Origin of the sequence: Exiguobacterium acetylicum (assembly GCF_019890935.1) — a bacterium.
In the GTDB taxonomy this organism is placed as follows: Bacteria; Bacillota; Bacilli; order Exiguobacteriales; family Exiguobacteriaceae; genus Exiguobacterium_A; species Exiguobacterium_A abrahamii.
In genome coordinates, this window is the sequence record NZ_CP082333.1 from 2786570 (window position 1) to 2798628 (window position 12059).

The window sequence follows — 12059 nt, forward strand, 5'->3', positions numbered from 1 at the left end:
ATAGGAGGAATTTCTTTATGCATCGCTCGTTACAAGCGCTTCAATTCTATACATCCCACTCGAAAGAGGACATCGCACGACTTCATGAACGGATTCGTTCGAATCTTGCTTCGACGGAATCCTTGACGGATACGATGATCCGAATCACCGGGCACCCCCCACTAATTCCATATGATGAAGACACCGTAACAGTCGACGAATGGAATGCATTCCTCGCCGGAAAACATCATGAAGCGTTAGCTGATTTTTACGGTACATTGGTCGCACGCCCGATTCTCGATGAAGATGGACCGCTTCCGGATAAGGAAGAAGAACCATTACCGACACTTTCACGCAGTCATCGCGAACCGGAACCAAAACGGCGAAAAAAAGTGAAAGAAATTAAGCATGCTGGAGTAAAACGACCATTACCTTGGGGTTGGATCGCGCTGTTGATCCTTTGTTTCTTACTTGGAGCCAGTGGAACCTATGTTTACTCGACGTACTTCGCAGGTTCTGCAGATACGACACCAAAAGCCACTGTCGAAAAGCCGATCACAGTTGAGAAAACAAAGGAAAAGAAACCAAAAGCAGCAGAAGAGACTGCCGCTGTTGATGATGTATTGTATGTTAAAACACGCTCAAGCAATATCTATCGAGAAGAAGCGATGACGACATTACTTTATGAAGCAGACTTCGGTGACGGGTATCGTATCGTCAAGAAAACAGACGGTGTAACCGAAATTGAATTATCCGATGATTTAACAGGATTTATCAAAACGTCCGATACGACAAAACGACTTGAAGGTGAACCGCTTGCTGACGAGACACTCTTAACGTGGGCGAATGATAACCTCGATACGAGTTTTGTGACCGGCACCCTCATTGACCTTATCGGCAAAAGTAGTGAAGAACTGAATAGTCTTTATGGACCAGCCGATCGGACTTTCAATGATGAATTGCATGACTACCTATTTTACGGAAAGCACTTCTTTGTCTTGAAGGACAACAAAGTCATCGCTATTGACTGGACGGAGACGACTATTACCAATGAGCAATTAGCCTCACTCGCTCCACTTCAACTCGAAACAGAATCGACAGGGCTCGTCACGAGTAACTCCTATCGTCTTCAACGTTTTGCCAAAGAGGGGACGATCAGCCGGATTCGTCTAGCTGAACAATCGTTCTAAAAAAAGCACCGAATCCTAACGGATTCGGTGCTTTTATTCATTCCATATCGAGTGAATAGCGTAATGCCGTTTGTGTTTCTTTCAGTGAATCTTCTGTCGGGTGCCAGTAATAGATTCCGTCGCCTTCTTTTCCACCCGTTCCTTCGAGTTTCAAGTTCTTCTGGTTACGGAAGGCATCCATGTAATCAAATGCTAAAGTACGCATCGGTTTGAACGAGACATTTGTTTGTGCATTTTTGCCAACTACATCCATGATGGCATTGAAGTTACTGACTGAAACGTTGGACGACAATTTATTCGCGACTTGAGCGATGACTTCTCGCTGACGCATCTGACGACCAAAGTCACCACGTGGATCTTCATAACGCATCCGTGTGAACTTTAACGCTGATTCCCCATCTAAGTTGACTTTACCAACTGGGAAATGTGTTCCACTGACCGTAAAGTCGATATCGTTATTGACCGTTACACCACCGACTGCATCAACGAGAGACGTGAATCCTTCCATGTTAATTTCTGCATAGTAGTTGATTGGGATATCGAGGAATTTCTCGACCGTCTTGATTGCCATCTCTGGTCCACCGAATGAATAGGCATGGTTGATTTTATCATTTGTTCCCTTACCGACGATATCAACCTTCGTGTCCCGAGGAATACTGATCAACCGACTTTCGTTTCGTGTCGGGTTCAGTGTCATGACCATGATCGAGTCACTACGCCCCCGCTCTCCTGGTCGTTGGTCGACACCAAGTAATAGTACGGAAACCGGCTTTTGTTCTTCGACGACTTTATCTCCCGTATTCTTGACTGGCGACTGAATTTTTTTGACCGTCTGGTCGACTTGATAGTATGTATAGCCGATGAATCCGCCGACACCGACGACGAGGACAAGTGCAATCAATAGCATAATTTTCAGTGGCGTCCATCGTTTCTTCACCTTACGTCTTTTTTTGATTCGTTCCAACTGCGTCCATTCCCTTCTGTGTTTTGGCTCTCATTAATATCGGTTATGCATGAAAAAACTTACAGTCCGAGTATAACGAAATTTGAGCGTGATTTGTCAATAACGGGAAAAGATGAAAAAAAGAGCCTATCGTTCAGATAAGCTCCTTCGTTCATTAGAGTGACGTTTGACTACCTACTGTATAGGTTTTCTTCTCATAATCATAGTTCATGATGACAAGTTTACGCTGTGTTGTCGAAGTCGGGAACACGTATGTTTTCGAGAGTGCTTTGATTCCGAGTCCATAGTCTAGTTCTTGTTTCGTTTGAATCGATGTCCAGTCGATTGAATCCACTCCTGTCCACTCACCCAAACCAGTTCCAGATAATACTGCATCCAATTGCTTTTCGGTCATGCCCGTCTTTATTTTCTTTCCTTTGAGCAGTTTCATCTTACTTTCACGCGCACCTGAGTAACTATCTGCACGATAAAGATCTAGCGATTTCCCTGTCAAACGATAAATCGAACTGTTCTTTTTCGTCATGAACTGAAAAACAGATATATTCGTAAAGTTCTTTTCATCAGAGAACGCATATGTCGTCGTTTTTTGACCTTGAGATACGGTCGTAAATTCCGCTTTTTTCTTCAGTACCGTCGAACCGCTCTTTTTCGTCAGCTGCTTCTTATATTCTTTCCCATAGATGACTTTTGCCGCTTGCTCAATTGTCATCCCCGCTTTTAATGCTGTGTAACGGTCGGTTACTTTCGTTTCGTCTTTCGTCGCCGCAGATGCTGCGCCTCCGAATAAAGTCGTTCCTGCGATTACTGTTGCTACTGCAACTTTCGTAAATGTCGTTTTCATGTTCCTATCCCCTTTATTAGAATGTTTGATAGTCTTCAACAATGTAGGTTTTCTTTTTAGCATCGTATGTCATATCGACGTAAACACGTGATTTTGTAGATTTTTGAAAGATATACGTTTTCCCTTTATATTCGCTTGCTTCTCCAGCTTTGATTTCAGCTTGGCTGTAAACACTACGTGTATCAGCTTCCATCACTCCACCCCATTCACCAAGACCCGTCCCTGATAATATGCCGTCGAGTTGTTTTTCCGTCATACCGAATTTAATTTTAGCTCCTGAATTCACCTTACGTGTGCTCTCGCGATATTTTGAATAACTATCCCGACCGATTTCTAGTTCTTTAAAGACAAGACGATACACAGAGTCATTCTTTTTTGTCATGAAAGCAAGTCCAGTGAACGTCGGAGGCGTCTTGACTTTTCGATCGTAAAGCTCATAGTAGATTTCCTTACTTTTCCCTGACGTATTTTGAAGCACTTCCTTCATTTTCAATACTTGTGAACCTTTTTTCGTCGTCAATTGTTTTTTGTAGTCTTTGCCGTATAAGACTTTGGCGACTTGCTCCATCGTCATACCCGCTTTAAGTGCTGTGTATTGATTTGTCGCTGTTGTCTCGACTTTCGTCGCCGCCGATGCCTTTCCACTAAAGAGTGTTGATCCCGCGATGATTGTCGCCACTGTGATTTTCATGAAGGTCGTGTTCATACTTTACTCTCCTTTTTAATACTGACTATGATCTTCAACACGATACGCTTTCTTTTTCGTGTCATAGATGAAAAAGATGTATTGCCATTTGTTTGTTGCAGTCGGAAAAACGTATGATTTCGTATGAATGATCGTCGCTTTCCCTGCTTTGACTTCTTTTTTTCGAAGGACGGATGTTGTATCGACGTGACCGAGTGTTCCGAATGCCCCGAGCCCTTTCCCCGTCAGTAATCGATCGACTTGTTGCTCCGTCATCCCGTTCTTGATTTTCGCACCTTTGACCAGTTTGCGATCGCTCGTCCGAAATCCGGCTGCCGTGTCACGCTTGAACTCCATTTGTTTCATCGTCAGCCGGTACTTCGTTCCGCCCGTCTCTGTCATGAACATCAGGACCCCGATTGCTGACGGGAATTCTACTTTTCGATTCACGAGATCATAGAGAAGGACGTTCCGATCCCATTCTTCCATCTCAATCTCTGTGTTCAATCGTAAGACTTGTGAACCATTTTTCATCTTCAGTTGTTTTTTATACGCCTTGCCGTAGAGGACTTTGGCGACTTGTTCCACCGTCATCCCCGGTTTTAAAGCACGATATTGTTTCGTGGCGATCGTCTCAGCCTTCGTTGCTGCGGATATCGTTCCTGGAACAAACAGACCAAGCAACAGTACTAAACAGAGTGACCCTATCATGATGCGTTTCATACCTGTTTCCTACTCTCCTCGATGACTCCATGAATCATCCTTATTCATTTTTCGTATTTCAATGAAATCCCGATTTCTGTATCCACCTCATATCGCTTTTTCTGCGTGTTATAGGACAAGGTGACAACCTGCATCTTTTTCGAATGTGGTCGATGGAATTGATAGATTTTGTAGCGCACCGTTTTCATCGGACTTTCTTTGATAATGGACGAAACGTTCCAACTAAAATACATTGACACCTGTCCGAGTTTTTTGCCGGACACCAGTTGGTCGAGTTGTTTCTCCGTCATCCCGTGGCGTAATGACGCCGGCTTCATGAGTGTCCGGCTATTTTCATACAACCCATTTTCCGTATCGGCTTGGTAGTACAGCGCTTTTTGTGTCAGATAATATGTCTTCTGGTGCTGTTTCGTACTAAATTCAAGAAGTGTTGTCGTTGGAAGGTTTTTTGAGGGGCGATCCAGTACGTATCCGAGGGACCGATACCCTTGTTCGTTATCGGTCGTTCCCGGTTTTTTCGTAAAGACGACGCTACCATTTTGTTTCTTGATGTATTTCCGATAGTCTTTTCCGTATATTGTCTTCGCGACTTCCGTTAGCGTCATACCGAACTTGAGTGCTTTGTACTCTCGTTTGATCTGCAGTGCTTCCTTTGATGCTGCCGATGCTGTAGTTGGAGCAAAAATCGACATCACTATAATTACGAAAACTATCAGTTTTGCCAGTACTTTCATTTCTATTTTCCCCTTCTAATTGTTCCTTCGTGATGACTGTTCGATGTGATTCTCTACTTATTTTGTTTTAGGAGCTTCAATCGGAATGAGTCTATAGTTATTGAGCTTATATTGCTTCTGCTGATCATCAAACTTCAGCGTCATATCGATTTGCTTCTTTGGATTAGAGCTTTGGAAGATATAAATCTTGATCCGTCCCTTATACTTATACTCTTTCCGTTCCTGTTTCGTCTGGACGGATGTAAAGTCCCATGACCAGCGCATTCCAACCTGACCTAATCCTTTTCCTGACAACAGTGCGTCGAGCTCAGCTTCCGTCTCATTTCCTTCAATATGTGTCACATGCTTCAGTGTCCGCGTGCTCTCCCGAAGTCCCGTATTCGTATTCGCTAAAAACTGAATCGCTTTTTGCGCAAGATAATACGTTTTTCCATTTTTCTTCGTATAGAACTCAAGTGTCGTCCGACTCGGAAGAGTCTTCGACTGATCCACAAATGAATACGACCGGGACCGGTATCCTTTATCCTGCTTTGCCCAATTCGCTTTTTGCTTCAAGACCGTTGCACCATTCTTTTTCGTTAGATGCTCCTTGTATGATGAACCGTAGACGACTTTTGCGATTTGCTTCAGTGTCAGTCCAAACTTCAACTTCCGATAATCGTTTAATGTTTGCTGTTCTTCTTTTGACGCTGCTTGTCCTTCGAGTGTCCCACTGAAACAAAGGACACCAATGAGGAAGACACATAGAATACGTTTCATCGTTTAACCTACTTTCCTTATTTCACGAGCTGAACGGCACGATCGGCATTCAAGCGACCGTATCCGTATGTCGTATCACGACCTTTTTTCCCGAGGTCCTTTGCTGACTTCCGAAGAATCGATTCGACGTCCGTCACTTTGATACTTGGCTTTAAGCTATAGAGGACACTCGCGACCCCTGCGACATGCGGTGTTGCCATCGATGTGCCACTCCAGAAGATCGATTCGCCGTCCTGTAAATAACTGGCGATATCCTGCCCCGGTGCGACGAGATCGAGTCCTTCGCCATAGTTCGAGAACGACGCTCGTTTATCGAATCGGTTCGTCGCCCCGACCGAGAACGCATATTTCGAACGTGCCGGATAGGACAGTTTCGATACGCCTTCGTTACCGGTTGCTGCTGCGACGAAGATCCCTTTCTTGCGTGCTTCCGCTAAGGCATCTTCAATCGCCAGTGAGACACCTCCACCACCAAGGCTCAAGTTGATGACTTTTGCCTTTTGTTTCACAGCGAACAGAATGCCTTTAGCGATATTCGAGTTCGATGCATAGTTATTGCGCGAGATGACCTTGATCGGAATGATGCTTGCTCGATCGTTAATCCCCGTCATCCCATAGCCGTTGTTTGATGTTGCGGCGATGACACCGGCGACATGTGTCCCGTGTCCGTGATCGTCGTAAGCAAGTTGACGTTTATGAACAAAATCGTAGCCGAGATCCATCCGGACGCGTCCAGCGAAATCCGCATAGGTCGGATTGATCCCTGTATCGACGACCGCCACACGAACGGTCGAACGTGACTTGTTGGCAATCCGTTTGACCATCGCGTGATAACCGATGTCCGCTCCTTTAACGCCTCCGCGTTGTCCGGTGTTTTTTAATGCCCACTGGACCGATTGAAACGGATCGGCGCTGAGTAACTTCATCGGTTGATCGAGTTCGACGTACCGGACGCCCTTCGTTTTTTCAAGTTGCCGTTTGGCTGCTAAAGCTTGGATAAAACTGTTGTAGGAGAACTTTTCAAGACGTAGCGTACTGTCAATCGTTTCGTGATCAGTAGCCCGTGACGTCTGTGACAACGTACTCGCTTTCGTCGCCCCGTTCAGACGAACAACGAGACTCGTCGCTTGTCCGGTTGTCGTTGATTTTGTCGCGTATTCGCGAATGGGCTCAAGGCGTTCGAGTTTATAGGGAATCGTAAACGCTTTATTCTTCGTTCCCGTCACTTCGATGTATTGTCGCCCACTCCATGTCAGTGGGAAAAAGAGTGTCTTTTTACTATTCGCATACCGCGCATATGGATCTTTTTGATTGTATTCCGTCTGCGACGTATAAACGGTCGCTTTTTTGGAAGCGTCAAAGGCGAACTTCAAGTGTGTTCCACCTGACAGATACGTCTTCGTATCAAAATAGAACAAAGCTTTCCCGTTCGCATCGAACGTTCCTTTGATGTAGCCTTTTTTCGTTTTCGCTTCGATGGCCGGGACTTTTTTCGCCGTTGTCGCAGCTTCTGTCGCACTAAATGTATATGTACCAAATGCACTCACGAGGAGCGCACTGACGATGACCTTTTTCATTTGATTTCACTCCTTATCGTTGTATCCTTTTTCATTATAATGGAAAAAATTGATTTTCCTAGTTCTTTTTACCTCTATCAATCAATGAATTGACTGAAAAAAGAAGCCCTGTTCGCACAGGACTTCTTGACTGCATTAAGGGATTAGTTTGACGGCGTTATCGGCATTCAAACGACCGGCACCATAACTCGTATCATAGCCTTTTTTACCGAGATCCTTCGCTGATTTCTTGAGGATACTTTCCACACTACTTGCCTTCAAGGACGGCTTCAGACTGATCATAAGACTCGCGACACCCGCGACGTGTGGCGTCGCCATCGAAGTCCCACTTCCATATAACAGCTCCCCATCTGCAAGGTAGCTTGGGATCGAGACGCCTGGAGCGACGAGGTCCAGTCCCGTTCCGTAATTTGAGAACGACGCTTTCGTATCTTTTCGTCCGGTTGCACCGACCGACAAGACATATTTCGAACGGGCCGGATATGCGACCGTTCCGCGTCCTTCGTTCCCGGAAGCAGCGACGATCAGGATGTTCTTCTTGACCGCTGCGGCTAATGCCGAATCGATCGATTTTGAAGAAGAACTACCGCCGAGACTCATGTTGATGACTCGGGCACCTTGTTTTGTCGCATGCTGGATACCTTTGACGAGTCCCGAGACCGAACCAGCTCCTGACTCATCGAGCACCTTGATCGGAATCAACGTCGTCATCGGATTGATACCGGTCATCCCGTACGTGTTATTTCCACCTGCAGCAATGATCCCGGCGACGTGTGAACCGTGTCCGTTGTCATCCCAGGCTGTCTTATCGCCATTGATGAAATCATAGCCGAGATCCATCCGGACTTTACCTGCGAAGTCCGCATACGTCGGATTAATGCCGGAGTCGAGGACTGCGACTTTCGTTGCAGACAGCTTCTTGCCTTTGATGCGTTTTTGCATGGCGACGAAGCCGATGTCCGCTCCTTTCAGTCCCTTCTTTTGTCCCGTGTTCTGCAGCGACCATTGATGTTTTTGATAGGCGTCGACACCGAAGGCTTGGATCGGTGCGTCAAACTCCGCGAACGCAACACTATTCGATCGCTCGAACTTTTTCTTCGCTGCTTCAGCGTCAGCATAGGAATCATAGACGAGTCGTTCGATGCGGAGCTCAGACGCTAGTGGTTCGACTTTGGAGGCACCGAACGATTGCGCCCGCATTGCACCAGGGCGTGTCTGAACGAGTAACGCCGGTTTGACTGCTTTGACGGTAGCTGTCATCGATTCCTCAATCGGTTCGTAACGTGAGATGTAGGCGGGAACAGAATAACGATCGCCCGGATAGCCTTCGAGAACTAAGTACTGCCGTCCGCTCCAACTGAGTGGGAAGTAGAGTGTATCGTCCGTAACTTGATAGTAGCGGTTGTAGACACGACCTGCTTCCGCGTCAGCTTTACTGGCGAACATCGTTCCGTACGTATCGTAGTCAAGCTCGAACTCAAAGTGCGTTCCTTTTGCGACAAAATTCTTCGCATCAAAATACCATACGGCAAGTCCATCCGAGTCGAAGCGACCTGTCAAGGCACTGCCGGCTTGTTTTGAGAAGGCCGGGACTTCTTTCGCCTTCGTTAATGTCGCCGGACGAATCGTTTCCTGCTTTTCAAGCGCCTTGACTGGTAGCGTACTGCAGATCAAACCAAGTGCTAAGCTCCCTGCTATCCATGTTCGCATCATTGTTCCTCCCTCTAGGTCTTTCTTACTAATACCCGGATTAGATGGGATTATGTGGAATATAGTAAAACATTGACGTGAATCGAAAAAAACATCACTCTCGCAACGAGAGTGATGTTCGATGTTACTTGACTGTGACTGTGAATGTTTTGACGACTTTGTAGTTTCCTGCTGTCGTGTATGTGACACGGATCGTCGTTTTACCTGCTTTAATCCCTTTTACGTTACCGCGTGACGAGACTTGCGCGACTTTTTTGTTCACTGACGTATACTGAACAGATTTGATCTTATCCGTTGCTGACGTATACGCGATACGCGTCGTCTGGTTTTTCTTGAGTGTTGCTTTTGTTGCTTTCAGCGTGACGCTGTTTGCTTTTGTTTCGATTGGTAAGACTGTTTTTAAGACAAAACCATCTTTTAACGTAACCGTTGCTTCAACCGTCGTCTTACCTGTTGCTTTACCTGTCAGGCGACCTTTTGAATCAACTGTCGCTTTTTTCGTATCGAGGACACGGTAGCGTGTTGACGCAACTGCTGCTGTCGTGTTCGTAACTGTCGTTTTCAAGTCGAGTGCTTTTCCTTGATAGACTGCACCAGCTTTGATCGATGCGACTGGCGCTTTTGTTGCTTGTGGGACGAAGACGCCGACGTAACCGTTGACTTCAGCTGTTTTGATCCCTTTGACTGGAACTGTCAAGATACCGTTCTTATCTGTGACGAGTTTCGTATTCGTCACGCCACTAGCATCGACGAAGACTTGGTTCGCGTGTGTTTTACCCATGTTGACTTGAACTGTCGTATCAAGCGCTGCATTTTTCCCGATGACTGTCGCAACACCTGTGTTGCGGTCTTTTCCGAAACGGACGCTTGAGATCAAGTCTTTACCCGCTTCTTTAGACGTGTTCGATGTGTGATACGCAACGTGTTGTTTACCGTACACATATTGCTTACGGACTTTTAGGAGATTCGTGATTTCATCATAGTACGGTGTCGTTTTCGACATATACGATGCATCCGTCTGGTAGAGATCACCGTAGTAGACCGTTGGGACCGTGTTTTTGTTCGAAAGAAGGAACGCGTATTGTGCGACGACGTTTTCCGTCGAGTATTTCTTCGTTGGACTTGCGAGCTCTTTGTTGTAGATTGCAAGTGCCTTCGCTTCATCTTCTTTATTGTAGAGCTTCTCGAACGATTTCGGCTCGCCGTCTTTTCCGTACTGCGCATTCGTTTTGATACCGTACGCATCAAGCATGATTTGATTGACACGGTTTTTCTCTTGGTCATGGTTATTGACGAATGACCAGTTCGCTTGAACATTTGTTGCCCCGTCACCTTCACGGTTAACGACTGAAACTTTCGCTAAGTCACTAAGTGCACGTTTGTTCGAAGACGTAAGTGCTGTGCGAAGCGTGAAATAGAGCTCTCCGTCCATGACGAGTTGTTCGTTATTGTTTGCTTTCATGTAAGCATTCTGTTCTGTTTTATAGCTCTCAATGTAGCTGAGGTAATCTTGTTTACCGAAGTGCGCTTTTGACACTTCTGCTTCTGCATTCAAGATTTTTGTATCATAGTGTGATGCTGCATCGATTCGGAAACCGTCAAACTTGTATGTCTCAAGCATCCACTTCATCCAGTTCTTTTGTTCCTTGATGACTTCTGGGTTCGAGTTCGCAAGGTCGACACCGATCAAGAACTCATCGTTGTTTGCCATCGTTTTGTTGTATGCCTGCGTTGGGAAACCAGTCTCATCGACGAAGAGGAACTGATCTTCGATATCGATGCCTGAGTTATCGTTTTGGTATGAACGTTCTTCTGATCCATAACCGTACGCAGCTTGTGTTTTCATGTATTCTTCCGTCAACGAAGCGATTTTGCTGTTTTCCGTTGAAGTAAGCAAAGCTTCTTTTGATGGGAAGCCGTTTTGTTTCATGTACTCGAGGTATCCTTCATCCTTCGCATATTGCGAAAGCATCGGCTTCCAGTTCTCTGGTGAGACTTCATACCAGCCATCTGCTGCGAGGTATGTATCGACGACATTCAAGTTCTGTGTCTTCGCTGCATCAAGCAACCATTCTGGTAAGTAGTTGTTCGCATCGTCTTTACCGAAGTAACGGTACGGTTTACCGTCTTTGTCCGTCATGACGCGACCCATACCCTGTCCTTGTAGCGATGTCCCATTGATGAACGATTTGTTCCACTCTTTGAGGTAACCGTATTTTGCTTGTCCCATACCGCCACCTTTTGTATAAGCGAGGTAAGGCGTTGCGAGCGTCTTCGTTTTTTCTCCGCCTGTGAACGGGTTCGTGAACGGCTCACCTGAGCTTGTCGCACGACGAACGAAAACAGCTTCCCGTTTGTTGAGACCGAGCATTTGGTTCGGAACGAGGTCCATCTGGACTTTGATGTTGTCGTCATGCAACATGTCGACCATCATCTCGAGTTGTGTGGCTTTTCCGTACTTCGTCGCAACCGATCCACCTGGTCCTTGTGGGAATTCACCGAGGTCATAACGGTCAGCGATTGCATAGCCTTCCATGTAACGTGCCATATCGAATGAACGATATGCTGGTGGCAACCATACATCTGTCACACCCCAAGAGTTGAGCAACTCACCTTTTTTAGCAAGCGTCCGGTACATGTTGCTTTCGTACGGTTGATATAAGCTGAAGCTTTGGAAAATAACGCGGTTGTCGAGCTTTTCACTTGATGTGAAAGCCTTTGCGCTTTCTGGTGCATACGTCAGTCCGCTTGTCGCGACCAATGCCGCAAGCAAACCTGTTGAGACTTTTTTCGTCTTGTTCATGAGTCTAATCTCCCTTTTAAAGATGTATATTTTTGATTATTTCTACCTAAAATTCCAAATAACATCACATAATTTAACATCTTTTTAAAGTAAA

At 45.8% G+C, this 12059-nt stretch carries 10 protein-coding genes; 1 reads left to right on the forward strand and 9 read right to left on the reverse strand.

Annotated elements, in window-relative coordinates; all coding sequences use genetic code 11:
• Nucleotides 1–17: 17 nt before the first annotated feature.
• Nucleotides 18–1169 carry a hypothetical protein gene (locus tag K7G97_RS14380; protein WP_223040893.1) on the forward strand — a complete coding sequence of 384 codons (1152 nt, stop codon included), beginning with the start codon at nucleotides 18–20 and terminating at the stop codon, nucleotides 1167–1169.
• 37 nt (nucleotides 1170–1206) lie between these two features.
• Here the strand turns inward: K7G97_RS14380 and K7G97_RS14385 are convergent, their stop codons facing one another.
• The 9 genes from K7G97_RS14385 to K7G97_RS14425 form a co-directional block, all read right to left on the reverse strand.
• Nucleotides 1207–2106, reverse strand: coding sequence for an LCP family glycopolymer transferase (locus K7G97_RS14385; protein ID WP_262415764.1), 900 nt, complete (start codon nucleotides 2104–2106; stop codon nucleotides 1207–1209).
• A 181-nt stretch (nucleotides 2107–2287) separates the two neighbouring features.
• Nucleotides 2288–2974: a hypothetical protein gene (locus tag K7G97_RS14390; protein ID WP_223040895.1), complete on the reverse strand. Its 687-nt coding sequence runs from the start codon at nucleotides 2972–2974 to the stop codon at nucleotides 2288–2290.
• A 16-nt stretch (nucleotides 2975–2990) separates the two neighbouring features.
• Complete coding sequence (locus K7G97_RS14395; protein ID WP_223040896.1) at nucleotides 2991–3680, reverse strand: hypothetical protein; 690 nt, start codon at nucleotides 3678–3680, stop codon at nucleotides 2991–2993.
• A gap of 15 nt (nucleotides 3681–3695) precedes the next feature.
• Nucleotides 3696–4382 (reverse strand): hypothetical protein, encoded by a 687-nt coding sequence (locus K7G97_RS14400; protein WP_223040897.1) that lies wholly within the window; start codon nucleotides 4380–4382, stop codon nucleotides 3696–3698.
• Between the two features lie 44 nt (nucleotides 4383–4426).
• Entirely contained in the window at nucleotides 4427–5074 is a 648-nt protein-coding gene (locus K7G97_RS14405; protein WP_223040898.1) for a hypothetical protein, read from the reverse strand.
• A 99-nt stretch (nucleotides 5075–5173) separates the two neighbouring features.
• On the reverse strand, nucleotides 5174–5875 hold the full coding sequence (locus K7G97_RS14410) for a hypothetical protein (RefSeq protein ID WP_223040899.1): 702 nt from the start codon (nucleotides 5873–5875) through the stop codon (nucleotides 5174–5176).
• Between the two features lie 17 nt (nucleotides 5876–5892).
• Nucleotides 5893–7452 carry a S8 family peptidase gene (locus tag K7G97_RS14415; protein ID WP_223040900.1) on the reverse strand — a complete coding sequence of 520 codons (1560 nt, stop codon included), beginning with the start codon at nucleotides 7450–7452 and terminating at the stop codon, nucleotides 5893–5895.
• A gap of 135 nt (nucleotides 7453–7587) precedes the next feature.
• Nucleotides 7588–9162 carry a S8 family peptidase gene (locus K7G97_RS14420; protein ID WP_223040901.1) on the reverse strand — a complete coding sequence of 525 codons (1575 nt, stop codon included), beginning with the start codon at nucleotides 9160–9162 and terminating at the stop codon, nucleotides 7588–7590.
• A gap of 124 nt (nucleotides 9163–9286) precedes the next feature.
• Nucleotides 9287–11965, reverse strand: a complete 2679-nt coding sequence (locus K7G97_RS14425) for a glycoside hydrolase family 70 protein (RefSeq protein ID WP_223040902.1) — start codon at nucleotides 11963–11965, stop codon at nucleotides 9287–9289.
• Nucleotides 11966–12059 lie beyond the last annotated feature (94 nt).